The 26,543-nt window shown below is 46.6% G+C and carries 23 protein-coding genes; 2 read left to right on the forward strand and 21 right to left on the reverse strand.

Annotated elements, in window-relative coordinates:
* Position 1: 1 nt before the first annotated feature.
* The 16 genes from GCU45_RS12345 to GCU45_RS12420 all read right to left on the reverse strand — a co-directional run bounded on the left by GCU45_RS12345 (position 2) and on the right by GCU45_RS12420 (position 17,711).
* Positions 2 to 853 (reverse strand): SDR family NAD(P)-dependent oxidoreductase, encoded by an 852-nt coding sequence (locus tag GCU45_RS12345; RefSeq protein ID WP_152399168.1) that lies wholly within the window; start codon positions 851 to 853, stop codon positions 2 to 4.
* A 267-nt stretch (positions 854 to 1,120) separates the two neighbouring features.
* Positions 1,121 to 1,696 carry a TetR/AcrR family transcriptional regulator gene (locus tag GCU45_RS12350; RefSeq protein WP_152399169.1) on the reverse strand — a complete coding sequence of 192 codons (576 nt, stop codon included), beginning with the start codon at positions 1,694 to 1,696 and terminating at the stop codon, positions 1,121 to 1,123.
* Between the two features lie 191 nt (positions 1,697 to 1,887).
* A complete protein-coding gene (locus GCU45_RS12355; RefSeq protein ID WP_076177072.1) occupies positions 1,888 to 2,457 on the reverse strand; it encodes a dihydrofolate reductase family protein in 570 nt (189 codons plus the stop codon).
* Between the two features lie 243 nt (positions 2,458 to 2,700).
* Complete coding sequence (locus GCU45_RS12360) at positions 2,701 to 3,402, reverse strand: SDR family NAD(P)-dependent oxidoreductase (protein WP_152399170.1); 702 nt, start codon at positions 3,400 to 3,402, stop codon at positions 2,701 to 2,703.
* Between the two features lie 329 nt (positions 3,403 to 3,731).
* Entirely contained in the window at positions 3,732 to 4,064 is a 333-nt protein-coding gene (locus GCU45_RS34560; RefSeq protein WP_167527127.1) for a phosphotransferase, read from the reverse strand.
* A 69-nt stretch (positions 4,065 to 4,133) separates the two neighbouring features.
* Complete coding sequence (locus GCU45_RS12370; protein WP_152399171.1) at positions 4,134 to 4,511, reverse strand: aminoglycoside phosphotransferase/kinase family protein; 378 nt, start codon at positions 4,509 to 4,511, stop codon at positions 4,134 to 4,136.
* 161 nt (positions 4,512 to 4,672) lie between these two features.
* On the reverse strand, positions 4,673 to 5,026 hold the full coding sequence (locus tag GCU45_RS12375) for a hypothetical protein (protein WP_152399172.1): 354 nt from the start codon (positions 5,024 to 5,026) through the stop codon (positions 4,673 to 4,675).
* Between the two features lie 383 nt (positions 5,027 to 5,409).
* Entirely contained in the window at positions 5,410 to 5,772 is a 363-nt protein-coding gene (locus GCU45_RS12380) for a Rieske (2Fe-2S) protein (RefSeq protein WP_152399173.1), read from the reverse strand.
* On the reverse strand, positions 5,769 to 6,863 hold the full coding sequence (locus GCU45_RS12385; RefSeq protein WP_152399174.1) for an amidohydrolase family protein: 1,095 nt from the start codon (positions 6,861 to 6,863) through the stop codon (positions 5,769 to 5,771). The genes GCU45_RS12380 and GCU45_RS12385 overlap by 4 nt, the downstream gene beginning before the upstream one ends.
* 32 nt (positions 6,864 to 6,895) lie before the next feature.
* Positions 6,896 to 8,458: an extracellular solute-binding protein gene (locus GCU45_RS12390; RefSeq protein ID WP_152399175.1), complete on the reverse strand. Its 1,563-nt coding sequence runs from the start codon at positions 8,456 to 8,458 to the stop codon at positions 6,896 to 6,898.
* Between the two features lie 63 nt (positions 8,459 to 8,521).
* Positions 8,522 to 9,382, reverse strand: a complete 861-nt coding sequence (locus GCU45_RS12395; RefSeq protein ID WP_152399176.1) for a carbohydrate ABC transporter permease — start codon at positions 9,380 to 9,382, stop codon at positions 8,522 to 8,524.
* 13 nt (positions 9,383 to 9,395) lie between these two features.
* Positions 9,396 to 10,253, reverse strand: coding sequence for an ABC transporter permease (locus GCU45_RS12400; protein WP_152403012.1), 858 nt, complete (start codon positions 10,251 to 10,253; stop codon positions 9,396 to 9,398).
* Between the two features lie 295 nt (positions 10,254 to 10,548).
* On the reverse strand, positions 10,549 to 12,870 hold the full coding sequence (locus tag GCU45_RS12405) for a helix-turn-helix domain-containing protein (protein ID WP_244364538.1): 2,322 nt from the start codon (positions 12,868 to 12,870) through the stop codon (positions 10,549 to 10,551).
* 318 nt (positions 12,871 to 13,188) lie between these two features.
* The gene (locus tag GCU45_RS12410; RefSeq protein WP_152399178.1) at positions 13,189 to 15,018 is read right to left on the reverse strand and encodes an ABC transporter ATP-binding protein; all 1,830 of its coding nucleotides are present in this window, start codon (positions 15,016 to 15,018) and stop codon (positions 13,189 to 13,191) included.
* Positions 14,993 to 16,840 (reverse strand): ABC transporter ATP-binding protein, encoded by a 1,848-nt coding sequence (locus GCU45_RS12415; RefSeq protein WP_152399179.1) that lies wholly within the window; start codon positions 16,838 to 16,840, stop codon positions 14,993 to 14,995. Before GCU45_RS12415 ends, GCU45_RS12410 begins: the two co-directional genes overlap by 26 nt.
* A 367-nt stretch (positions 16,841 to 17,207) precedes the next feature.
* Positions 17,208 to 17,711, reverse strand: a complete 504-nt coding sequence (locus GCU45_RS12420) for a GNAT family N-acetyltransferase (protein ID WP_152399180.1) — start codon at positions 17,709 to 17,711, stop codon at positions 17,208 to 17,210.
* 197 nt (positions 17,712 to 17,908) lie between these two features.
* Here GCU45_RS12420 and GCU45_RS12425 point away from each other — a divergent pair, with 197 nt between their 5' ends.
* The gene (locus GCU45_RS12425) at positions 17,909 to 18,751 is read left to right on the forward strand and encodes an oxidoreductase (RefSeq protein WP_152399181.1); all 843 of its coding nucleotides are present in this window, start codon (positions 17,909 to 17,911) and stop codon (positions 18,749 to 18,751) included.
* A 252-nt stretch (positions 18,752 to 19,003) separates the two neighbouring features.
* Here the strand turns inward: GCU45_RS12425 and GCU45_RS12430 are convergent, their stop codons facing one another.
* A complete protein-coding gene (locus GCU45_RS12430) occupies positions 19,004 to 19,855 on the reverse strand; it encodes a helix-turn-helix transcriptional regulator (RefSeq protein WP_116233617.1) in 852 nt (283 codons plus the stop codon).
* A gap of 148 nt (positions 19,856 to 20,003) precedes the next feature.
* On the opposite strand from GCU45_RS12430, the gene GCU45_RS12435 reads away from it, so the two are divergent.
* Positions 20,004 to 20,798, forward strand: a complete 795-nt coding sequence (locus GCU45_RS12435) for an SDR family NAD(P)-dependent oxidoreductase (protein ID WP_152399182.1) — start codon at positions 20,004 to 20,006, stop codon at positions 20,796 to 20,798.
* A gap of 283 nt (positions 20,799 to 21,081) precedes the next feature.
* Here GCU45_RS12435 and GCU45_RS12440 read toward each other — a convergent pair whose 3' ends face one another.
* From GCU45_RS12440 to GCU45_RS12455, 4 genes are all read right to left on the reverse strand, one after another.
* Entirely contained in the window at positions 21,082 to 22,872 is a 1,791-nt protein-coding gene (locus GCU45_RS12440; protein WP_167527272.1) for a response regulator, read from the reverse strand.
* A gap of 120 nt (positions 22,873 to 22,992) precedes the next feature.
* Positions 22,993 to 23,580 carry a sensor domain-containing protein gene (locus tag GCU45_RS12445; protein ID WP_152399183.1) on the reverse strand — a complete coding sequence of 196 codons (588 nt, stop codon included), beginning with the start codon at positions 23,578 to 23,580 and terminating at the stop codon, positions 22,993 to 22,995.
* A 451-nt stretch (positions 23,581 to 24,031) separates the two neighbouring features.
* Positions 24,032 to 25,372 (reverse strand): erythromycin esterase family protein, encoded by a 1,341-nt coding sequence (locus GCU45_RS12450; RefSeq protein WP_152399184.1) that lies wholly within the window; start codon positions 25,370 to 25,372, stop codon positions 24,032 to 24,034.
* 444 nt (positions 25,373 to 25,816) lie between these two features.
* On the reverse strand, positions 25,817 to 26,320 hold the full coding sequence (locus tag GCU45_RS12455) for a hypothetical protein (RefSeq protein ID WP_152399185.1): 504 nt from the start codon (positions 26,318 to 26,320) through the stop codon (positions 25,817 to 25,819).
* Between the last annotated feature and the right edge of the window lie 223 nt (positions 26,321 to 26,543).

The following is a 26,543-nucleotide window of genomic DNA, read 5'->3' on the forward strand; positions in this document are numbered from 1 at the left end:
CTTACTGCAGCTTCATCTGGCTGCGGAGCATCCGATCGAGGAGTTTGTCTGGGAGAATACGGACCAGTCGGGTCAGCAGCGCGGAATCGCGACCGACCGTATAGCGGGTGCGCGGCTTACTTACGTGGATGGCTCGTGAAACCACTGCTGCCACTTTCTCGGGGCGGATACCGTCCGTTGCCCATGTTTCAGCCTGAGCCTTCACGGCATCAAAAAGACGATCATGGCGCCTGTGCTGGTCCGGTGTCATTAACTTGGCCAGCCGCTCCGCTGTCGTAATCCCTTGTTCCGACAGGCCCGTGCTGACGCCACCCGGCGTGATCATGATGACCTTGAGGCCAAACGAGGACATCTCCCTGCGGAGACTGTCATTGATCGCTTCCATAGCATACTTTGCAGCCGAATAAATTCCGAACCCGGGCATGGAGACCTTGCCCCCAAGCGAACCGATATTGACCACGCGCCCTCCGCTGTTCAGCAAGGCCGGGGTAAGCGACTGAATAACCGCGACCTGTCCGATCACGCTGACTTCGATCTGGCGCCGAAATTCATCCAGCGGAACCATCTCGAGAGGGGCATTAACGGCGATGCCGGCATTGTTGACCACGGCCCGCAAAGGGCGACCAAGCGGATCTTGCTCCACCCGTTCGGCCAGCGCCTTTAGTGTGTTGATATTGGTAACATCGACGATCACCGGTTCGATATTTTTGCGTTTGATTTTGTCGGCGTCTTCCTGACGACGAACCCCCGCCAAAACATGAAATCCTTCAGCGGCGAGCTGCTCCGCAGTAGCCCTGCCGATGCCGCTGGACGTACCTGTGACGACGACCAGCTCTTGAGTTTTAGATGGCATAGTAACCCTCCTAGGTTTGATAAGATGTGGATCACGGTATAGCACTGTTATACGGGTATTATAGCACCGCTATACAAAGCTGTCTATAGCGGTGCTATATATTTTCTAGAAGTGTTGTCCTGCGGTTCGAACATCGTTTGACTCGCATCCTCCAGACATAAAAAAGATCGCCGTCCTCCTGGTGGTCCAGGTTGGATAGGCGATCTTTCTTATGCGTCTCTAAATTAGGGCTTTGCCTGGGGTCGCCAGGCTCTGTCATCGAATTCCTCATTTTGAATCGTCTTCCGGCTTTTGGATCAAAATGATCTGCATTACGCTTTCCCGAATGAGATCAACGACGTCGGGCTGGGGGGGGGGTGTCTTACGAACCTGGGCCGTCACATACAGCCAAGAGGCCGTATTCGCAGAAGCCCAGACCAGATCTGCCGCAGCCTGGACTGACACTGCCAGTTTACCTTCGTCGGCGACTCTCTGAACATTTTGCACCAGTGCTTGGTGCGACTGATCTGCCGCCTCGATATGAGCTCCCTCGAGCAACCGCCCCATCATCGCCGCATAAATCCGAGGACGGGCTGCCGCGAAGCGGACATAGTCATCCCATCCTTGACGAAGAGCCATCTCTGGAATAGCGGATTCCACAGCGGCAATCTTGCTTTTAAATAACTGTTTGAACGCTTCTACTATAGCTGCACTCAGGAGTCCATCGGCACTGCCGAAATGATGGTAGAGCGTAGGAGCCGTAACCTGTGCGATCGCAGTTACGGCTCGCGTCGAAAATTGGGCTCCGCCCTCCTCTTCGAGTACCTTAAGAGCAGCTGCCAATATTTTGTCATATGTGTTCATACGCCCATTATAGCAGCGCTATACACGAATGTCCATAAGGAAGGTTGTACGCTTAGGGTTTTTATTGTTTTAACGATATATGTAAACTGCTCTATAGCTAAATAAAGACGGCAGCCATGCTTCTTGGCCGGCTGCCGACTTGTATTTTAAGCAATCGTCCCCGTTAGAGCGGAACACCTTGTACGGCACGACTATTTCTCCAACTCATAGCGGGTCGCGATAATGCCCGACTTGAACGTTCGGCTGGACAGCAGCTTGAGCCTGATTTTCTCGACGCCTCCGTCGAAAACCGAATTTCCACCGCCCAGGACAACCGGACAAATCGTCAGTAGAAATTCGTCGATCAGGCCGAGCTCAAGCAGCGTCTTCGCAGCCCCCGGGCTGCCGAAGATAACGAGATTTTTGCCAGGCTCCTCCTTGAGTGCCTTGATTTCCTCTGCGATATTGTCCTTGATCAGGATCGTATTGTTCCATTCAGCCTTGTCCATCGTGCCGGAGATGACGATCTTCTTAACATCCTGCACCCATTTGGCATGCTCCATATCGTGCCTCGACGCATTCGGATTATCCAGAACCGTGGGCCAGTAGCTCTCCATCATCCGATACGTCGTGCGTCCGTATACGGGAGAGCCAACTTCGGCTACGACCTCCTCGGCGTACTTCTCAAATTCCTCGTTATACGGAATCCAATCTAGCCCTCCGTTCGAATCCGACGCATACCCGTCTAGCGACACATGCATGAACAATACGAGTTTCCTCATGTCTGTTTCTCCTCCGTTTTCGAATTTATCTTGTTCTATTTTTGGCACTTGTCCTGTGTTTGATCTGCTGTTAGGTTCACTATAAATCATTACGTAACGTAAGGTTCAAGGGGGAATCAGAATTTTTTTGCAGACAGCCATGTTGCGCAAAACTGCCCGTTAGCTTAAATGCTTACTTCTTTAGCCATTTTAATCCCCCATTGCTGCTAACTGTCCTTAGCTTATGTATCATCAATATTTGTTTTAAGATTGTGAAGCTAAAACCCTTCTAATAATTTTTTTCGCAGCATCTTCCGCAGATTTCAAAGCACCTGTTTCTTTGGCTTCCTTAAAAAAATTCGCAACTGCTAGTCCTTTTTGGTTCCGTGCCACCTCCTGCATAGAAGTATCAACCATACCCGGATCTACCTTGTATATGGTTAACGATTTATGATCCTCCAATTGTATGCAGGACGTGAACATATTCAAAGCAGCCTTTGAAGCACAGTACACGCTCATGCCAGCCACCGCATCTTTAGCGGAACCAGAGGATACGTTTACAATGATTCGATGAACATTCTTCTCATCCGTTTGGTTTATTAAAGACTGGGTTAACAAGATCGGAGCTAACAAGTTTGTTTGTATACTTTTTACTGCGTCTTCAGGTCTACAATCGTCTATATTCCCTAAAGGTGTTACCTGAGCTGCGTTATTAATCAATGTAATCGACTCTATTTCGTCATGAACACGTTCCATTATTCCTCTAATTAATTCTGAAATGCCATCTATGTTTTGTAGATCATATTTTACAAAATGTAATTTACAACGGTGTTGAGCTGCAAATTCGATCAGAGAGTCATTATGGTTTCTTGCAACTGCAAAGATAAGATGATTACGGTTAATAAGCTGTTTACAGATCTCATAACCCAAACCACGAGATGTACCTGTAATAATAAATGCTCTCATATATTCTCCCTCTTTCCATTTGTTTGGCGATTATCTATTGCTTCGATTCGTTCTTATGTATTCCTGCCCGTTAGCTTAATATATAAAAGGAGCAGCTAGTTGCCACCGGCAAAAACTGCTCCTTCATTTTTGTAGCACTAATATCGATCTATAAAGTTACCTAGAAATAATTATTCTTTTGAACCCACATTTTTATAAATTTAATATTATTGTCCCAAAAGTCATCATCACATTCGCCTACATTGTATATTTCTCTATATGTGAAGTTATGTCCTATCATCCATAGACTTCTTACTGTTGCGAGTAAGGGAATGGCCTGCAATTCAATTTTATAATTCCCTCACTTCTGTGTACCCTTTTAAAAATGCTTTCCACAATCCATCTTCAAATGCAAAATCCCATCGTACACTACCTAAGTCATAGGCAAGAAATCCATTAGCACAACAATCAAAGTCAGATATAGTAAATTTATTATTGTCTATGTAAACATTCATTAAATGAAGGTCTCCGTGGCAAGTTCCCTTATGTAAATGATGTACAGGCAACTTAGTTATTTTATCTCTCATGACTAGGGCTAAATGTTCTAGATATTTTAAATCATCAGATCTATAAGATAAAAATGAACGGATAATCTCTAATGGGCGATCGATAATATGAAACAAATCTAAATCGAATGTTCGTTGATGCTTTGCTTCAAACCCACTTGCTGCCTTTTGGAAAGTTGCAATAAATTAACCATATAAATAACTAACTTCTTTTGTTGGATCAGGAAAATTACCTAGAGCAAATGAGAAGACTACAAATTCTGCTATTCCTGAAGGACAAGTTATTTCTGTAATATACAAACCATCATTTCGAGGGATTGGAAAGGAAACATTCAATCCTCTTTTTTTCAAAAAATTAATGAACTCTAACTCAAATAGTATTTCATTTTGATTCCTAATACCATTTCTATAAACTCTTATAAAGTATGTCTTTCCTTCATTGGTTTGAATAACATAATTATCATGAAAGTTATGACCAGAAAAAGTACATTGAGTTACCAAGATGTCATAATCATCCATTAAGATCGAAACTAGTACGTCGTTGTTTATTGGTTCAGAGCTCATTTCAATACCCCCAAATACTAAATGATTGAGACTACCGTTGCTCGATAGCTTACTGCCTTCAGTACTCTCAGATAAATTGACGAGGGATTCTTATTACAGCAGCCGGTCAAAGACCCGGATGCCTTTAATGTCTTCATTGAGTTATCGTTTCCCTTTAGCACTCAGTATCTTGGAAAATAACCCACAATGGAATTATCTTCTGGATTAATTACTACAACAATTGGACCCAGTAAACCATCTTGGTCAGTTGAAAAACTGACCATTACCAACTCCTGATTCTTTAGACGGCTCCTATCCTTCTGTGGTGCAATCCATTGATCTTTGTATTTAAACGTTGAAACATCCGCCTCTGTCCAGTTCTTTACAACATGCTTTCTTTGTTCGGTATCAACAGCATTCCAAGCAATTTCTCTATATTTTGATTGTTCTTCATCTGTTAATACAAGTTGTTCCTGACAAGCAGATAGTACAAATACACTCACAGTAAATAAGAGCATTAACAACTTCGTAAGCATTGCAATCCCCCTTGTATACCTTCAACTGCCGCCGGCAAAACTGCTCCATGGTGTGTTGAGTTATAATACCCTGTTAGCGTAATTCCAACATCCGTCGGTCAGACGGAGGAACTTAGTCTGGTCAAAACAGTTAATTATTTCTCTGTCTCATTAAAGTTTCCTTTTTTAACCGTCCTGCCCGTTAGCTTAATGAAAAAAGCAGCCAGCTTTTGTCGGCTGCCTTCAAATGTTGTTCTTGTTTGTTCTGCTTGTTTTTATGTCTTCTAGTTCTGACAAGTACTTATATTGTTAAAAGAAAAAACAGCCGCAGTGACGCGCTGTTAAGCATGTTTGTTCTTGAAAAAAACGGCTAAGGAATCATATCCTTAGCCGCAAACCAAGCTTCAATTCCGTTCACGCAACACAATAAATACCCCGGTATCGTCGGTTTCCACCGGATAACCACGCAGCTTCGCGTCGCTGCCTGAAGCCAGGTGATGACCGCTCTTCAGGTCAAATTCCCAGCCGTGCCATGGGCATCGCAGCACTCGATCTTCCAATCCGTAACAATAATCGTAAACATCGGAAGGAAGCCGGGTCCCTCGAATCGCCCCTGCGCATACCGGCGCCGCCGCATGCGGGCAAACGTTACGCCACGCATAGTATTGACCTTCGATCCGAAACAGGCCGATTTCCATCTCTTTCACTTTTACGATAAGTTTGCCGCCGTCGCTGATCGCATCTGGCTCCGCCACTTTCACTCTCATGCGGGACCCGCCTCCTTAGACCCCTCCGGGATCGGGAAGCCGTACAACTCTGCCGCGTTATCCCCTAGAATACGCTCTTTCAACTTCTGAGGGAGGTTTCTCAGCACGACTTTTGGATTGTCAAAGTCCCAATGCGGGTAGTCGGATGAGAACATGGCGATCTGTTCAGCATGCATCATCTGAAAGATTTGCAGCAGATGTTCCGGCTGCTTCGGTTCTTCGATCGGTTGCGTTGTTACCCGCACATGCTCCACAATATACTCCGATGGTAGACGCTTGAGCCATGGCGTGGTATCGCGCAGCGCTTTATAGTTTTTGTCCATGCGCCACATCAAATGGGGCAGCCAGGCTATACCGCCTTCGATCGCTACAAATTTAAGCTTCGGATATTTTTCGAACACCCCTTCGCATACCAGGCTATTGATATGAGTCATAAAATTCGCAGGTAGAATATTGTGCCATTCCATATACCGGGTCGGGTACCCGGCCGGTGTCGGGGCGCCGGATATCCCCTTCCCTTCCGTGCCCGGATGAATGGCGACCGGCAGTCCATTCCGTTCTGCTGCTTCATAGATCGGATGGTAAAAGCGGTTGCCGTACGGCATACGCGCTCCGCTTCCCATAACGACCTGCACCATGCCCGGATGCGACCCCATCCTGTCGATCTCTTTGACGGCTTCGGCCGGATCGGAATGGTTAATCTGAATGGAGCCTTTGAATTTCGGGCTGACGCTAAGCCAATGATCCGCCAGCCAATCGTTGAAGGCGGCAGCTACGGCATTCGCATAGTCCGGATCGGCGTGAAGAGAAAGGCCCTGTTCTCCCCCACCTGTTAGTATGCCATAATCGATTCCGAACGGTTCCATATAATGCTGCAGAACAAACTGCGGATTGCTTCCGGGTGTGGCGCCATTGTCGGGCTTTGCATCCTGACGCAATACACCTACGGGCGAATAATACTGCCCGTGCACACCGATACCGCTTTCGAGCCATTGTTGGTGCCATACTTTCGGTAAATAAGGCAGCAAGTCCTGCAGTTTGTCGATCGCATTGTGGATGTCAGCATCAACGATAAACGATGCGGATTGCATTTCATGCCCTCCTTTGACTTGAATCTTACTGCTTACTTGGAACCATACGTGCGCTGATATGCCGTATTGTACATATCCAGCAGTTCATCGGAGCCGAGCTTCTTCAATTGATCCAAGAACTGCTGGTAGTTCGCGTCGGTAATCGGTGTCTTGCCTGTGACGAATTCGGTGATTTTCTGCTCCAGAAACTTGGTGAGCGGGGTCAGCTTTGATTTTTCCAGATCGAGCTCTTCCGTAGTCTTCACGAGTGCCTTAGGGGCGGGAATGATGAACTTTTCATAGCTGCTGTTGATCGCTTTGCTTTTGTCGTCGAGACCTCTTTCCCACGTTTGACGTGCCAATGCGTTGTTCAGCGAAATGTTGTCGTACCATACGCCGAAATCGCGGCGCAGCGGCACATAGGGGCTAGCTCCGAACTCTTTCATGTAGACCGGCTTCCCGTCCTCAAGGGTATACGATTTGCCTTCAATACCGAGCGACAAATAATTGGTGCCCTCTTCACTCACTAGATAATCAAGAAATTTGACGGCCCTTTCCTTATCTTTGACTTTCGCCGAAATGGCCCGCCCCACCGATCCTACGACCGGACGGGAAAACTGGTAGGTCTTTACGCCGTCTGCGGCAAACTCGGGAAGCGCATCCAGATCGTAATCCGGCGTGCCGGCTTGCTTCGCTTTGTCGATCGTCGGGTTCACTTCCGCCTTCCAGTAGTAGGTTACGGACGACTTCCCTTTTAAGAACCGTTCTTCCCACTGATCCGGAGTCAACAAATAAAATTCGGGGTCGAGCAGCTGCTCTGTATACAGCTTATTCATAAATACAAGTGCATCTTTATATCCGCTATTGTACGGCGCGAACTCATACTTATCTTCTGTCGGACTTTGATTGAAAAAGCCTGTAATACCTGTGAAAATCTTTCCGAATACGGTATACATTCCGGTATCCGCCGTGACCGGAGTATTAAAGCTGAGCGGGTAGCTGTCCGGCTCTTTAGCCTTCAAGTCTTTCAGGAATTGATAAAATTCATTAATATTTGTCGGAGCTTTCAAGTTGTATTTATCCATCAAATCTTTGCGGGCCATCCAAATATAATTGAAGCCTTTCCCAGCAGGGTCACCTTCGAGTACAGGAACGTCGTAGATACCGCCATCCGCTCCAGTTGCCACAGCTTTCGCTTCGGGATAAGTTTCATAAAACTTTTTGAGATTGGGAGCGATATCCAAATAATCGTTCAAATTCAGGAACACGTTCTCCGGCCCGTTCTCCCTAGCCTCTTGATTTGTCGGCTGACTAAAATCAGTGACCGTGTTGGTAGCGATCATAATCTGCCGCTTCTCCGTCAGGCCTTCTTGGCTGACGACCTGCCAATCCACTTTGACGCCCGTTTTCGCTTCGATTTCCTTGAAAATCTCCCAATCATTCTTCACCTTTCCTTCCGGGCGATCGTAAACCAGCCAAGAGAACGAAATTGGCTTTTGTGAGTCTGTCCCTCCTCCATTTGCCCCTTCTTGCTTCCCGCCTTTTCCACTGCAGCCTGCGGTCAGAACGCCCAGCATAACGGCAGAAAGGATGATGGCCATCATTCTTTTACTCACTTGTTTATACCCTCCTTATATTGACATCGGATATATAGGAATAAGTTCCGATGGAATCTACATCTATCCTTTGATTCCGCCGATCATGGTGCCTTGTACGAAATATTTTTGAATGAACGGATACACGCATAGTATCGGTACTGTGGCAATCGTAATCATGGCGTATTTCAGCGTCTCTATATAGTCCGTGTTGCCTTCGCCCTGCACATTCGAGCCGGCGATAATAATGTTGCGCAGCATGATTTGCAAGGGGTACATGCTCCGATCGTTCAAATAGATCAGCGCATCGAAGAACGAGTTCCATTGATTAACGGCGGTGAACAGACCAATGGAGACGAGTACCGGAAGCGAAAGCGGAAGTACAATTCGCAGGAACACCTGCATCGTGCCACAGCCATCAATGGTGGCGGCATCTTCAAGCTCTTCCGGCAATCCTTCGAAAAAGGTGCGCATGATGAACAGATACCAAGTGCTGACTAGCGACGGCAGCACGATCGCCCACATCGTATCAAGCAGTCCCAGTTTCTGTACAACAAGGAAGGTCGGGATCATCCCTCCTCCGAACATCAGCGTGAAGGCCGCCAGGAACAGGATCAGCGGACGGCCAGGGAGCCCTTTTTTGGCAAGCGGATAAGCCATGGCAGATGTAACAGCGAGCGATAAGAAGGTTTGAACGGCGGTATAGCGAATCGTGTTCCAATAGCTGATCCATAGATCCGGATTGCTAAGGAGCCGTTCATAAGCAATCAAGTTGATCGCTTTGGGCCAGAGAACGACCTGCCCGCTCATGACCATGGCGTTATCACTGATGGAAGCGGAAAACACATATACGAGTGGATAGACCATGACGATAATGAGGATGGACATGAGGAAGATATTTACAGCGTCAAATAACTTCGAGCCGAAGCTTTCCTTGATTTTCATTTCTCGGCCTCCTTCACCAGAGACTAGTGTCCGAAAATTTCTTGACGACACGGTTCGCTGAAACGACTAGCACGAATCCGATAACCGACTGGAACAAACCGACAGCCGTAGCGAAGCTGAAATCGGCGGATAGGATGCCGCGGCGATAAATGTATGTGTTGAGGACATCCGCGGTTTCATAGGTCATCGGATTGTACAGCAAAATAATTTTTTGGAAGCCGGTTTCCATAAAGTGGCTAAGCGTCAGGACAAACAGGACGATCATTACCGGAATCATGCCGATAAAGGTCACATGACGCATTTGTTGAAACCGATTGGCGCCATCGATTTTTGCAGCCTCATACAACGTCGGATCGACGCCGGCAATAGCCGCCAAGTACAAGATTGTGCCCCAGCCGATCGTCTGCCAAATTTCCGAGCCTACGTAGATCGTACGGAACCAACCTGGCTCGCCGAGAAACATAATTCGCCCGAAGCCGAGCCAGTCGAGTATATGATTGACGATTCCGGTCTGCTGCGACAAAAAGGTAACCATAATGCCGGCGATCACGACGGTAGATAAAAAGTGAGGCATGTAGCTGACGCTCTGCACGAACCATTTGAACTTCCGGCTTCGGATTTCATGGAACAGCAAGGCAAGGATGATTGGTGCCGGAAAACGAAATATCAGGTCGTATACATTGAGCATGATCGTATTCCGGACCAGCTTCCAGGCATCCGGCGTGTTGAGGAAAAAATCAATGAAATGCTGCAGGCCGACAAACTTGCTGCCCATGATACCACGGCCGATCGAGAAATTCTGAAACGCGATGATCACCCCGTACATCGGTGCGTACTTGAAGAGGATGTAATACAGGATGCCGGGCAGCATCAGCAAATATAACGTTTTGTATTTCTTCAGCTTGAATCGGAGAGAAGTGCCCTTTCCACTTTGATCTCGGGCTGGTATTTGTGCGTTCGCGGCGTCGCTTCGATCCAATGACAACGGTTTCACCTCCTTTGGCAGGCGTTTGAACGCCAACCGAATCTTTGCTCTGACTATATGTGGTGGCACTCCGCGGGTAAAGCACCATGTTTTCGGGATGTCTCCATTTTTACAAACCGCATGACAATGCCACTCGCATGATAAGCAGGTGAAAAAAATGAGACTTCGAAAAAAAGAAGACTCATGATTGATGGATCGTGCGATATTTAGCTGGGGTAATTCCTTCGTAACGACGAAAATTACGGATGAATGAATTCCTTCCCCAATAGCCAACTTGTCCGGCAATATCGTCGATCTTCATATCCGTTTCGAGCAAAAATTGCTTCGCTTTGGAAATCCTGTACTTGGCGATGTATTCCACATATTTCTCACCTACCTCTTCCTTGAACATGCGGCTGAAATGCCCGGCGGACATGTTCATTTGCTCCGCGAAATGCTCAATGGAGAGCTCTTCGTTATAATGGGCCCGAATATAGTCCAAAATTTCGGCAAACTGTTGTTTACGATCCGGCACTTCGATTTTCCGGAACAATACGCCGTGTATTTCCCGAAATGTTTGCCTCATTTCTTCCCAGGTTACACAGCGGTTGATGGAGGCAAACAACTCGGAATAGACCGAGATGTCAAAATCGTTTTGCTCACTTTCGATGGCCCTGGCCCAAGTATTCAGCACATCGGTGCCCAAGTTCTTCATCTGATCTGCGTTCGCATTGCTTCGCATTCCTGCGTCCAGCAAGTCGAACACGGACTGAAGCAAGTTTTTGTAATCTCCAGCTTTGTACCTATTGAAGATCCGGTTCACTTCTTGGGAAGACAAGAAACTGTCTCCTGACGATCGCTCCTTCCATACCCTTTGTTCGCTGCAAATCTCGGCACCAGGGTGCAAACTCTTATAATGGAGCATCGAAAGCGCATGGTTGTAAGACTGATGGAGGGCGGCGACGGAATGGACCGTTTCCCCGATTCCAATGGAAGCCTTGTAATAAGGATGCTCCAGGAGCAGCTTTATAACATTCGCTGTTTCCTTGGGGGCACAAAGACCATTCTCTTCGTGATGCAATACGCAGGACAATTGTTCGGAACGTGTTTGACATACCCAAATCATCGCCGGGGACAGCTTGCGAATCTTCTCCTTCAGCTCGGCCAGCATAAATGATTTGGACGTTTCAGACAGCTGTTCCGCGAATGGCGAATAGTATTGGATATCAATGCAGAGGACGGTTGCGGCTGATACCGGCTTGTACGGGAAGTCAATTTCTTTTGCGTAATATTCGATCGATAGGCTGTCGCGGTATTCACCAAACAACACTCGAACAATAAATTGCTCCTGGACGATCGGGAACATGCCGTTTACGGTCTGTGTCAGCTCTTTGTTCTTAGAGATTAGCAAATGCGAAAACCGTTTTATCGTATCGAACTCGTTGCCGCTGTGGGAGCCGGGTGCGTCGTCCAGATGCGGATGCTGCGATTCCAGCCCCGTTTTAATTTCGCGAATCGGATTGTACAACCTCCGGCTCAAATCATAAGAAACCAAGCCGCCTACGATGATAAACATGCCAAGCAGTACGAACGTCATCGTGCGGATCGTGCTTGCCGGCTTCATTAGGGTGGGCAGATCGATCATGCTTACGTAATACCAAGTATCGTTGAACCGGGATTGGGTAAATGACAGCGCTTTCTTATTTTGATTTAAAAATAAAGTCTGCTCCGGATTCATACGAATCATCGCTGCAAATGAATCAGGCTGTAGCTCGGACGATCCGTTCGAGATCAGGACGGAGCCGGACGAGTTGACCAGCATCGTATCCGTTACCCACTTCTCCTGAATGCCCAATCGCTCGCGAAGCTTATCTAGATCAAGATTCACGACCAAATAGACTTCTGGATTGCTATTGTTGAAAGGATAGCTCATCAGCATGGCGGTATTCGAGTGGGTTGAGACAATGTCCCGAGTGAACGGCGGCCTTTCAAATACGGTATGCGGTTTTGTAAAAACCATCGATTTCTTGCCAGTAAAATTGGCAAAGTAGGATGGCATATCCGTATCTTTAATCAGATACTGTTCCCGGAAATACTCGTCTTTGTTGTTGTATGTATTGCCGTCGATGACAAGATCTTCGCTCGCAAAGTACAGGAACGATTTGTACACCAGATCTTCCGAATCCAGTTTATTCATTTGTTGCATGAGCGAGTGAATCCATTCATAGTGCTGCGTGAGGTCGGCCGGATCGCCGGAAGTTCCGGGAAAGTTCTTGAGGCTTGCAGTTGACAGCATGTTCACCATATCGCGTTCGAGAGAGGCGAAGGTGTCATCGGTTTGCTCCGAGAAATGCTGCATGATGGTATTGTTCAATCTTTCCGCATCATGCTCAATCAACCGGACAACAAAAAAATTGGTCAGTACGGCGGCTACGATGACTGGGGTAAGAATCAGTGCGAAGTAGTTAGCGAATAACCGACAAAACAGCACTGTGCGATACGTTTGCCAGAAACGGTTCACCATGACAACCCTCCAATAAAATTTCATAAAAATAAATTAAATACAAAATATTATTTCACCCCTATCTTAAACTATTTTCACTAAATTTGTACTTGTTTACTTTGCAAAATATCACCGCTTCTGCATGAAAGGCAGCCGGACCTCGCTTTTGGGTTACATGGCCATGAGTGCAACAAAAAAAGACTGGAACACTTGCCCCAGTCTACGATGGAATCAAGAAGTATGAAAGCTCCGGTAAATTCGATCCCGGAAACGTAAAATAAAAAGCCGCAGTTTATGCGACTTTCTTTTGTATTGATGTACCTGTCGTCCGACACTTACTTATGCCCCAACGTAATACTGAGCCTGCGCATTCCAAAGCTCAGCGTATTTCCCGTCCCGGTCGGCTACTAGCTCGTCATGGGAGCCACGTTGAATAAGCCGACCCTCGTGAAACACGGCGATGTCATGACAGAATCGGCAGGACGAGAGCCGGTGTGAGACGAAGATTGCCGTTTTACCGCCGATTAATTCATTAAACCGGGAATAAATCTCGAACTCTGCGATCGGGTCCAGCGCGGCCGTAGGTTCGTCTAATATCACGAAAGGCGAGTTCTTGTACAGCGCCCTTGCGAGAGCTACCTTCTGCGCTTCGCCTCCTGAAATCTCCACGCCGTCGTCAGAGAAATCCTTATGCAGGTAAGTCTGAAGCCCTTCCGGCATGTTCTTGACCTTTTCGCCAAGCCCCGCCAGGATAAGTGACTCCTCCGCCAATGCTGCGTCATAACTTTCGGATGCGGCAACGTTATGGCCAAGTGAGAACGAATACAGTTTAAAATCTTGAAACACAACGCTGAATACGCCCATATATGCCGAATAGTTGTACTCCCTAATATCGATGCCGTTTAACGTGACAACGCCCTCTGTAGGTTCATAAAGCCGGCATAGCAGCTTAATCATCGTCGTCTTGCCGCTGCCATTCAACCCCACGACGGCAAGCCGTTCGCCGATATTAAATTTCATGCTAAGGTTCTTGATGGCGTAATTGTCAGACCCAGGATACTTAAACGAGACGTCACGAAACTCAAATTCTAGTCCTTCTTGCGGAATTTGTCTGCTGCTAGCGCTATTTTGCATGTCGTCCGGCAGGTCGAGATACTCGAACACGAGGCTGAGATAAGGGTTGTTTGTTATAAAATTGCCCAAAACAGAGACCAGCTTGGCCAACGCACCTACAACGCCCGTAACCGCGCCGATATACTGCACCACGCTGCCTAAGGGATACATGCCATATAGCGCCCGCAGACCGATAAAGAGGTATACGCAGCCGCCTAGTACGGCATTCATAGCCGCCGCCAAAGCGTTGTTCTTTCCGATCAAGTTAAAAATGCGGTACCAGTACTCCGCTCCAACCGATTTATTGTAGTGATCCTCGATCGCGGGAGCCTGTTTATAGAGTCGAATGTCCTTGGCTGCATTTTTTGCCTGCATATATTCGTTAAAAAAATGCACATAGGTGTTTGACTTCGGGTTATCCTCAAACACTTTCTTCTGAATTCTCTCCTCCCTCTTCTTGAGTAAATAAGTAAAGGGAATCATAGACAGAATGAGAAGAATCAGCAGACCGGTAGCATACGGTGATGTTATAAACGTCTGCTCATAGGAAGATGCGGACGTAAACATCCCGATAACTAGTATGATAGATAATACCAGTTCAAAAAGGGGCTGTAATAGTTCCGGCAGACTGTAATGCAGGCGCAGAATGCCAAGTCCGTTTCCGTTCGTCTTCGCTTCAATATCCGCTAACCTTTCATTATTCATCGTATCTTCCACTTGATCGTAGTTCAGCTGCATATATCGATTGCCCAGGAAAAAGTAGAAACGCGCCCACAACGTACTGTTTAAGGTCGTTATCCGGCGGTTAACTGTGGCATTAATCGCGGAACCGGCAAACGCAAGCCCTACTGTAAGTGCGGCATACAGCGTAATGCGCCCGATGTCGCGCTCGCCGGCCAGCTCGTTTATGATCTGGGCAGATAGGAAGAGCACCATTAAGGGCTGAACTGCTTTAATAAAGGATGAGACGATGGTAAGCGGAATGTAGGTTGGCGTCAAGCGATTTACGATGCCGTATCCGCGGCGCAGGTTACGCCAAATGGAACGCTCCTTCATGATCGGTCACCTCCCCATCCTTATAGTAGTGAGACTGCACGTTAAACATCTCGGCATATTTCCCGCCATATCTCATGAGCTCGTCGTGCGTGCCGCACTCGGCGATGCCGCCGCCGTCGATTAATAGAATCCTGTCACAGAAACGCGTGCTTGCCAGCCTATGGGAGATGTAGATCGATGTTCGCCCCTCAGTCAGTTCTGCGTATTGCTGGTAAATCTCGCTTTCAGCGATCGGGTCAAGCGCAGCCGTAGGTTCATCCAAGATGATAACCGGCGCGTCTTTGTACAGCGCGCGCGCCAGCGCCAGCTTCTGCTTCTCGCCGCCCGAGAGTTCGATAGCGTCGGTGTGCACCCGACGTACAAGAAGCGTTGATTCCCCTTTCTCAAGCCCTCTTACCTTATCCATAAGTCCGGACATGACGAGGCATTTCTCTACCTTCTCGTAGTCTGTCTGATCCGGGGACTGCTGCGAGATATTGCCGGCAATATCACAACAGAAGAGATGAATATCCTGAAATACCGTTGAAAAAAGTGAAAAATATTCGTCTCTGTTATATCGTGTGATGTCGACGCCGCTAAGCGTAATCTCTCCGCATGTTGGCTTATAAAGTCCGCATAAAAGCTTAATAAGCGTCGTTTTGCCCGCTCCGTTCGCCCCGACAATGGCGATGCGCTCTCCCGGCTTGATCTCAAAATCGATACTGCAAAGGGTCGGTTCCTTTGCCTCCGGATAGGTATATCCAACGTTTCTTAATGTAATCGTGGGAGGAAGAAGATCGCCGGAGGGCAGCGCATGGCCGGCGCCAGTATTTGAAAGATCGGGGACATCCAGATATTCTCGTATATCTGACAGCTCACTTAAGGCACGGATCAGTTCGCTTGAGCTGGTCAGTATACCCGACAACCAGCCCGCAAACGCGCCGATGGCGGCAAATACGAGTACGAAGCTGCCCAATGTCATCTCGCCGTTTAGCAGCAAGTAAATTAGAAACGCGTACGAGGCACCATCACGAATCAGACTGAGCACTGCATCCGATAACTGAGCCCTCATATCGCCAGTCGCTACCTTTTTCTCTTTTTCGGTTGAGGAACCGAGTACATTTTGAAATATACCGCGGATTAAGCTGCTGAGGTCATATAGACGTACGTCTTTGCCGCCGGACGGTTCTTTCGATACCTTCTGGAGATACCAGAGTTTGCCTTGAAGCTTTGACCGCTCTTCTCGCGTGTCCCTCTCAACTTTTCGGGCGCGAGAGAGCGCAAGCCAATTGATCCCGGCCGAAATGGCTAGAAAGAGAATAATAAGGGGATGTACCGATACGATAACTGTTCCATATACAAGAAAACCCAAGACGTTCATGAGAAACTGTGATAGGTTTCTCGGTATGTTGGAGGCGGGAGAGTGATTGCTTTGCATGGCACGCCACGCCTTTTCGCCCAGTTTTGCGTATCCGGGGCTTTCTAGCACCTCGTAGTCCATATTTAGATGCTTATGCATGATGGTTTGAAGGTGCTTCAATATGCTGATGGTACCTACAGATTCATTGGTGATAAGATCGGCGTAGCTTTTAGCGCTGTTTAGCACGGCCAGGAGAAGCGCCATGATGCCCACCGACAGTATAAACTCGCTTGGTGTGACTCCTGCAGTAATGTTGTCGATGACAATTTTCGGCATATAGATGCTTACAAAAGGCACACCGACGCCAACAAGCACCGAGACGGCACAGCAAATCAACGTAAGCGGCCTCGCCCGCCAATGCAACTGCATGGAGTACATGATGTTTGACCACGCGGAGTATGCAGCTTTTTTCTCTGTTGACACTCTAAAACCTCCTTATCAAATATGGATGAAGCGTACTGACGAAATGAGCATAGCATACCCGTGGATTTCAACCTATCAAGCAGTAGTTGAGTTTGGAGATTCAACTGTCGATAGAATGGACTATATGGTGCATAACTCAAATTACACCCCAAAGTGACCAATTCTGAATAATTCGTGATGGAGTAAATTTCTCCTGCCGTTACTTCTACATGTTGAAGGCCAGGCGGCTGCTCGTCGGCAATTGGACCATGTTGTTATCATCCCGCCAATTACCGTATTAAGCAAATCTGCCCGTTAATGGAGAAAAGACAGCTGATCCCAAGTAACCGGCTGCCTTCCAAATTCTTTATTGAGTTATCGTTTCCGGTTAGTTCAACCGTAAGACCATTAGATTTTCATCCAAATATTGATATCCATTCTTTAGGGCATTCTGCTCTGTTCCGTAAGTTACAAAACCGATAGTCTCATAAAGCAGCTTTGCCGCGTAATTATTTGAGATGACAGTGAGGTTAATTCGTTCAAGTCCCTCACAATGTTTCGCCTTATTAATCAATTCTTGAACCAAGGATTTACCGATTCCTTTTTCTCGAAATTCAGGCGTTACATACATAGCATAGATATTGCCCTTATGTACGATTTTGGGGTTACTTTCCCTTACAAAGGTTACGATACCAATGAGCCCACCATTGATAAAGGCTCCTAAAGTAAATCGATGATCAGAAGCAATGAGATTACGTCGTAGCTGCTCAATGGGTTTATCTTTTTCAATTTCATACGTAGTCAAAAATGCCTCAGGATTTTCCTTCAGAGACTTTAATCTCAACTCACGATATATATCAGCATCCTGTGAGTCCAATATACGAATCTCCATTTTTTCACCTCTATATTCTCACATTTGAAACCATATCCAACACCATTTCTGTGTTCCGCAATATTTTATCTACCTTTGGAGGATTAGGCAATAACGAACGAGTATTAGGCTACCCGATCAAGCTGCTGATCCAATAAAATGAGAAATGTAATCGCGACTCTCGAAAAGATCAAATCGGATAAGAAAGTAGGAGTGAAATGACCGAAAATCAATCGCAACAAAAGACCTGGTTCATTCCAGGCTGTTCCACCGGATTTGGCCGAGAAATCGCCAAAAAGGCCATTTCTACAGGATATAACGTCGTTGCCACCGCTAGAAACCCGGCTCAAATAGAGGATTTGGCTGCAGAGCATCAGGAGCATGTATTGATACTTCAACTGGACGTGACGGATAAAGCTCAAGTCCGGGCTACCGTGCAGAAGGCTTTGGAGAAATTCGGCACAATAGATGTCCTTGTCAATAATGCCGGCATCGGCTATTTCAGCACCGTTGAAGAAAGCGTTGAAGAAGAAGCGCGGAGAATGTTCGAGATCAACTTCTGGGGATTGATGGCGGTAACTCAAGAGGTCTTGCCTCATTTCAGAAGTCAAAACTCCGGCCACATCATTAATTTTTCATCCGTCGGAGGCCTGGCCGCATTCCCGTCCGTTGGCTATTATAATGCAACGAAATTCGCGGTCGAAGGCATTTCCGAAAGCCTTTCAAAGGAAGTAGCGCCGCTTGGAATCCATGTTACGCTTATTGAACCTGGGGCTTTCCGAACCGATTGGGCCGGACGATCTGCCAACCGCACGCAAACCGCGATAACGGCGTATATGGAAACGGTCGGACCAAGGATCAACAGGTCAAGCGGGCAGGAGATGGGAAATCCGGCCAAGCTGGCGGAAGTGGTCATTCAAGTTGCCGAGCTCCCTAATCCGCCATTGCGTTTATTGCTGGGCAAAGACGCATATGCGGTAGCGACCGCAAAATTGGGTGACATACTTAACGATATTGAGAATTGGAAAGAAACAACGATGGGTACCGATTTCGAGGAATAAGAGGGGAGATTATGGCCGCAGGCACTGATTTGTAGTAACGTTTTCAGCGCCAACCTCGTAATTGATAATTCATCGGTTAACCATTCTTGTCTAGGCTTACGATGCAAGTTCATGTCCCTAGCTGAGGGCAAGAACTTGTATCGTTAAAACAAAAAAAGCCGCGGATCCGCGACTTCTTATGCGTGTACGTTCTTGTCCTCCGACATTATAAAACTCCCACATCGAAAGTCCCCCGCGTTTAGGATAATGATGTTATCCCTTACTTTCTTTTGCAGGTGATCCCTTTGCCAAATATTTTTCCAGCTTTGATCTTGTTGCTGGTAGAGGCATGTAAATCATCACTCTCATATCGGGATCATTGGGGATTTGCAGGGTAATATGATCAAACTCAAGGTGCCCCATGTAGGGATGCTCCACTTCTTTAAATCCTTCAAGAGAGCCGGGCGTTTCATGCTGCAGCCATAGCCGGCCAAATTCAGGACTTATTCGTTTAAGATCTTCTATTAATTCGGCAAACGACGAATCTTCAACGTAGCGGGCTGATGCCGTGTGGAATTCCGCAATCATTCCCGTAGCCTTTTGATCGAAATTTTTGAAGCGCCCCTTCCATACCGGGTCGGTGAAAAACCGCCAGATTAAATTGAATTCATGAGGCGGTGCTGCCGAGGAAATAGAGAAAACCTCATTTGCAGCATCATTCCAGGCCACAAAATCCCAGCGTCTTCCCAGAATATATACAGGATTCGGAGTAAGGTCATCCAGCATCCTTTGAAATGCTGACCCGATACTTTCTTTATGAGGAGACAAGTAAGGAGGAAGTGATTCTCCTGCAAGAAAAAAAAGATGGCGTCGTTCATTGGGATTAAGCTTTAGTGCCGCAGCTAGGCTTTCCAACACTTGTACTGACGGACGGACATCACGTCCCTGCTCCAGCCACATATACCAGGATGTGCCGATATTCGACAGCTGTGCGACCTCTTCCCTGCGCAATCCGGCTGTCCGGCGGCGCGACCCAGTCGGCAAACCCACATCCTCTGGAGAAAGGCTTGACCTCTGTTTACGCAAAAAATCACCAAGAGCCGAACGGCGCTCGCGATCGTTCATCTCAATCCCTCCTAACCTATTACTCGGAAACCTATGATTAAGCAACCTCTCGTTAAAAGTGTATTAGAAAATTATACTCAATCATAGAAATCGCTTCAACTCCGTTTGAAACGTTTCAAACCATTACCGACTTTAAAGGAGACAGGCCATGCAATCAATAACACAGCACAAAAATTACAATTCTCAGGGAATGCTTATTAATAAAGTAGCTCTGGTTACAGGGTCCAGCCGCGGCATCGGAGCAGCGGCAGCCAAACTCTTCGCCGAAGAAGGAGCGGCGGTTACTCTCGTCGCAAGAACAGAAGCCGCTCTACGCTCTGGCGTTGAGGAAATTATCGCGAAAGGCGGTAAAGCCGATTACATTGTAGCCGATCTGGCCGATTCCGCCAGCATCGAACGGGCGGTTCAAACGACCGTTGAGCGTCACGGTCGCCTGGATATAGCATTCAATAATGCTGGAATTGGGGCTCCCCTTTCGCCCTTAACAGAGGTCACAGAAGAAGATTTCGACCTTCTTCAAGCTGTAAATTACAAAGGAATCTGGGTGGCAATGAAAGCGGAAATCAAGGCAATGCTCGATACTGGAGGTACCGGTGCCATTGTCAATAACAGCAGCGTGGGCAGCTTCAGAGGTAATCCCGGGTTGTCTGTCTACGGTGCCGCCAAACGGGCTGTTAATAGTCTGACCGAGACGGCTGCCATTGAATACGGGCCTTCGGGTATCCGCGTAAACGCTATTGCACCTGGCACCACCATGACCGAGATGATCGAGGGGTTAGTTGCACAAGTTCCAGATATAATTGAAAAAAGCAACTCTGTAACGCCTCTTAGGCGTCCTGCCGATCCTCATGAGATCGCGCAAGCGGCTGCCTGGTTATTGAGCGATCGCGCTTCTTACGTGACAGGCGTCGTTCTGCCGGTGGACGGCGGAGCAAGAGCGTAGTCCCTAACGGAGGGATTATCCCATAGGGTCCATTACCCCGGGATACTCCTTCCGCATGTTATGAAACGCTCCGAGAAATTGCTGTCGCCCCAATGGAATTTCAGACATCCCACGGCTGAGTACATTATAACTAACCTGGTCGTTAGTTTGAACGAATGTTGAAGCAGTGGCCCATCAGCTAACTGCTCCAAGATCATTAAAATATCGCACCTTAGTGAAATGATGGGTGCCGATCATGCACTCCTTATGATCGGCACCCGTCACCAGGTTACATAACTTGTGGTTATTCCAGAAGCCCAGCCTCCCTGGCTTTTTGTACCGCTTCCTCCCGATTGCGGACCCCCAGCTTCATATAAGCCGATGAGGCATAGTTTCGAACCGTACCATCGGATAAATACAAATTGGAAGCAATGCTTTTATATCGCAGCCCTTTGGACACGAACTGTAAAATTTCAAGCTCCCGCGACGTTAAATCATAGGCCGAGGACGCTTTGATTGACGAAGGATCATCCCCGCTATTGTCCGCTTCCAGTTGGGCAAATAATTTGTGCGACATGCCCTGTTCTATCAGCGTGCCCCCGCGGTGGACGGTGCGAATCGTTTCAGCCAGCTCTAGCGGCTGCATGGACTTCAACAGGTATCCATCCACCCCGCTTCGCATTGCTTCCAGAGCCTGTTTGGTATCCTCAAACGTAGTGAGAATCAGAATCCGGATGTGGGGCCACGATTCTTTTATCGTCCGGGATGCGGAGATACCATCCACATTCGGCATTTCAACATCCATAAGCACCAGTTGCGGCCTAACCTGCCTGCACAGCTCGATCGCTTGCTCGCCATCCTCTGCCGTCCCGACAACCTGAAAATCCTGCTGCTCCTCCAGCAAAGTCCGCAAGCTTTCACGGATAACGGGATGGTCATCGACGACCAACAGGCGGATGACTTCATCCTTAAGCTCCGTTTGTCTGGGTAGCGTGCATGTAACGAGAGTGCCTTTTCCTTGCTCCGTATAGACGGCCACATGGCCTTGCAAAATCATCGCCCGCTCCTTCATGGCGCTGAGGCCAAAGCCCTCCCTTCCATGCTCCATCCCGCGGCCGTTATCTTGAATTTCCAGTCTCGTCTGTCGGGGCTCGAATTGCACAGAAACCTTAATCTCTGTCGAGTGTCCATGGCGCACGGCATTCGTCAACGACTCTTGCAGGCAGCGGTAGAGTGCTGTCTTCGCTTGTTTCATTACAGGGTATTCCTCCCCATAGGCACGAAAAGTAACCAGCACCTTGGCATGTTCCTGAAATTCCTCCGCCAGCTTCCTCAGAGATTGAAGCAGCGGGAGCCCCTCATGCGGCGATTCGATTTGATGCACGTAACCTCTGACCTCCTCCATATTTTGGCGGGCCAGATTCAATATGGAATCGAGACTTTCGGTTCCTGTATCCGTTGCCATCTGAGGACGCAACGTTTCCAACCCCATAATGAGCGAAGTATAGGCATGACCGACGGTATCATGAAGCTCTTTGGACAGCCGGCTCCGTTCTTCGGCAAGCGTAATACGCTCGATTTGGGACAGGTACTGCTCCAACACCGCATTTTGCTCGCGAATCGTTTCGCCTTGACGATGATTGAGCACGAGTAAATGGAAGGAGAATCCGAAGATATACGCCATCCCGATATGAACGGCCATGACCCAGTATTCACTTTGCTCTGCAAGCTGCTTGATTATGGCGGGCAGGAGCAAGATGGATACTGGCCCTGACCAGAGATAGGTTCTATGAGAGCTGTGGGCAGCAATGAAAAAAGCATACAGCAGGAATGCTATGTAGGCTTGCGGAAAAAATGAAGCCAGATACAAACACAACCCGCCCGAGATTACGATTTCGGTAAACAAGTAGTATTTATAATCGAGCTGCAAGCAAAGCCATGGAACGGAAAAAGCAATCAGCTGCCATAGGACAACGACCACAATCGGCAGCGTGAAATATTGTTGCAGTCCTATGGTCGTAAACGCGAGAGAAATGCTGGATATCAGGCGGATTATGAACATGAGCCAGTCGTACCAGTACCATTGCTTGACCATATCGAACAAAACCATCATCCCCTAAAGACTTTCAGTATGACATTACGTAACTAGTATAAAGTAAACCGCTATAGAGTGAACAATCCCCCGACGACCTACGAGGCGAAACCGGGCATTCGTCTACCGGTTCACATGCTTGATCATCAGACGCGTGTAGCCGCCTATCCAGCGAGCTAACCGGTCCGCAAGCCTGCAGCTCACCATCATTAGTACGACCCCTGTGGCCGATACCATCACGGCTTTGGCAACCGTGTCTACCTTTGCACCCATAAAGGAAAGGCTGATAAACGGATAGAGGAACGGGGCCACAATCAATACAAGCGGCGCCACGTAGAGAAAAGTCGCACTGATCAGACTTATAATCCCTACCGGAAACTTCAACATCAGCCAGCCAATAGCGTTCCAGTTGCGTCGGTTCATCAGCTCCTTTTTCGCTTGAAGCCAGTTGGACACATTCGGGTTGGCGGCTTTAACACATGGCTCGGTGGTGATATCCATATAGATCTTGGTTTGTACTCTTTCGAATTGCAGGAAGGCAGTCGTTGTTCGCAAAACGTTAGCCAGGAGAGGAACGCCCGCGACAGTAAACGAAAGACTCAAACCCAGAATAATGGCAACCAGATAAAAGCAGAAGTAAAACAATCCGGTGACGAAAGTAAACAGCAGGAAATAGCCGTTTTGAACAAAACAGGCGACAGTTCTTGCCATCAAAGAGCTCACATCCTTTGCAAGTAGTAAACGTATCCTACTGCTCGTGATGTCAAATCTGCCAGTGTCATAATGTCATATGACACAAAATGAATGGAGCGTGAGCTACGGTCATGCCCAACTGCACAATAGAATTGTTCAAACTCAGGATGATCCCTGTGTTATACGATGCTATTACGCCGCTACTCTTACTAGCACCATACGTTCCAGATACAGCTACATTAACAAAAGTCTCCCTCCATCTATTAGGTGTAGAAATTACTTAGACGTTATACGTTCAATATTGGAATTATTTTTTCAGGATATCAATTAACAAGAATAAATCCGTATATATGTACAGTCCCAAGTATTCTCTTACTATCTTACAAGGAAAAAAGTAAATAAGCTCTATGCTTAAAACAAAAAAGCCGCAACTAAGCGACTTTTAAGCTTGCATAATTTATTTAAGATTTTATTGATTCAGTTGAGATGGCTTCACTTTCTGAATATGAACGATGATGTCGAATGATTGACCTAATGATAGATCAACAGTTGTTGGGATATCTGGACCTACCGTTGTTACTCCAGCAAAAATGGGATGTTGCTCGTTTAGCCAAGTTTTAGTCACTCCGCTTGCCTTACGTAAATCAACAAAAAACTGGTCGTATTTGACTTGTCCCAACGTATAATTAAAATTGTTCGGGTCATTTAATTTTAAGATTCCATAAGGCCCGAATTGTTGGCTGGTGTTATAAACATTGTAACGTCCCTCGAAAACAGATGTTCCAATGGTTACATACCGTTTGCCATAATGTTCTGCTAAGTGCTGCCCAGCCATTTTAGGGTATACGAAAGGAAGCATATTTGTTTTCGAAACGTGCCCATTATGGCCCCACACGATTGTTTTTCCTACATGTTCTTCTGTCCATTTCGCATTCTCATACATGGCAATATCGTGTTTCAAATAAAAGTCTTCCAAGTTATCAGGATATGCAACTGTCATTGTCGTAAATTGCTCAATAATACGGGCATTTTGTTTGATCCATGCGAACTCTGGGGATTTTCCATTCAGTTTATTTTTATTTTGCTCTAATAAAGCGCTGATTTGTTTCGCATCTGAAACATACCGTGCTTTCGTTTCTTTCTTAAGACCGCCAAAGGTATCTAAATCCTTGGTTACAGGAATAAGGCCTTTCATCTTTTGATCGAAACGAGTGACAAGTTTTGGATCGTATTTCTTTACATACGTTAGGATATTGTTATAAACACTCTCGTTTACGGTTTGTATATCCATCCCGATGATCCGTATTTTGGATTTATGCTTTGGATCAGCATTATATTGGCGTATCCATTGAAGCAGATCTATGATTTCTTTCGTGTTAAATACAGGACTTAGATATTGGCTTGGGTCCCCTTTACCCGTAAGAACATAGCGATCGAGTCCCAATGCTCTGTCCCATCCCTCTTCTAACACTAAGGCCTTAAAGCCCATTTCAGCTGTCAAATAATTAACAATGCGATGCTTCATGGTAAAAACTTCGTGAGCTCCATGCGTCGCTTCGCCTAAACCAACAATTGTAGCTGATCCGATCATATCCTTAAGCGGTCTTAAATCCTGAAGCGATGCTGTTGGATCCGTTGACTTTAATGGCATGGCATGCTTTTCTAACCATTTTATCTGCTCGGCTTTTTGATTTGAGTTGTAGGGAGCTATAAGAGAAGCACCTACTTTCGAAGCTGCATGAATATTTCCTGTAAAACCAGCCAGTGTGATCATCGAAGCAGCAATTGCGATCCCCATTTTCTTTTTCATAAAATCCTCTCCTTAAATATTTTGTGATTTGGTCTGATGAGATATATTCTAGTTCCCAGAACTCTCATCTGTATCCTACTGCACTCGTTGTTATGTACAACAGTGTCAAAATGTCATATGACACGCCTTTCCCCCTAAACTTAATAAATAGACGTCTGCTGGCTCGATGAAATTAAATCGGGAATGTAACAAAGTTCTTGTCACTGGATTTTGACAAGAACTTGATAACCTAAATAAAAAAGCCGAATAATCAGCGGCTTCTAATGTTACTATGTTTCTGTCACCCGACAATTTTTACTAAACCACTGCCTTTGAAGTCGTTGTGCTATATTATCCGTTAGCTAAAAAAGGCAGCTGATCGTTCTGACCAGCTGCCTTCTCTCCTTTATTCCACTATCGTTTCCCGTTAGCGTAATGCGCTGTTGACGATCTGTTCACTAACTCTTATTTATTAACTAGAAATGAAGAGGTTTTCATATTTACTTTTTTATTTTCAGACTCAATCTTAAAATACAATTCTTTTTTAGCTGCTGTTAAAATTCGAATTGGGTTACGCATTGACATGAATAACTCACCTTCAGAATTCGGCTTAAACATTACCTCATCTTCCAGAGATCCCACCCTTAATTTAACATTCTCAATGGGACCAAACATCACTCCAGGGGAGGCTCCATTATCTCCTATTAAAGAAATTCTATATTTTACATTGGAATCTAACCCCTTCGCATAAATAAGAATGTCAGCAGCATCGTCTTCGAAAATAATAATTGCTCGACTTATCCCATCTGCAAAGGTAAGTTCTTGTAACTGCTGTGACTTTGTTATTTTTAAGACTTCATCTTTCGCTGTGTTCTCTTGCATAGATGACTTTTCTGAACACCCTGCGAAGAAGATAAATAATGCTACTATAATGAATAGCTGATTTAACTTTTTAAAGCGAATCGACATATATTCCACCCCTACACGAATTTGTAAGTATAGAAATATTGAATCAAAGCTTAGTTGCGCCATACTGCCCGTTAGGCTTAATAAAGCTGCCGATCTGCGCTTGCAGCTTCTTCAAATGTTCGTTTATTCAACTATCGTTCCCCGTCGTATTATGAGGTCAGCCAGTTTTTACTGGTTGACCACTTTTGTTATGGTGGTGTATTTCTCAGTAGTCGGGCAGATC

It is taken from the genome of Paenibacillus cellulositrophicus (assembly GCF_009363095.1).
GTDB classification, from domain to species: Bacteria; Bacillota; Bacilli; order Paenibacillales; family Paenibacillaceae; genus Paenibacillus_AQ; species Paenibacillus_AQ favisporus.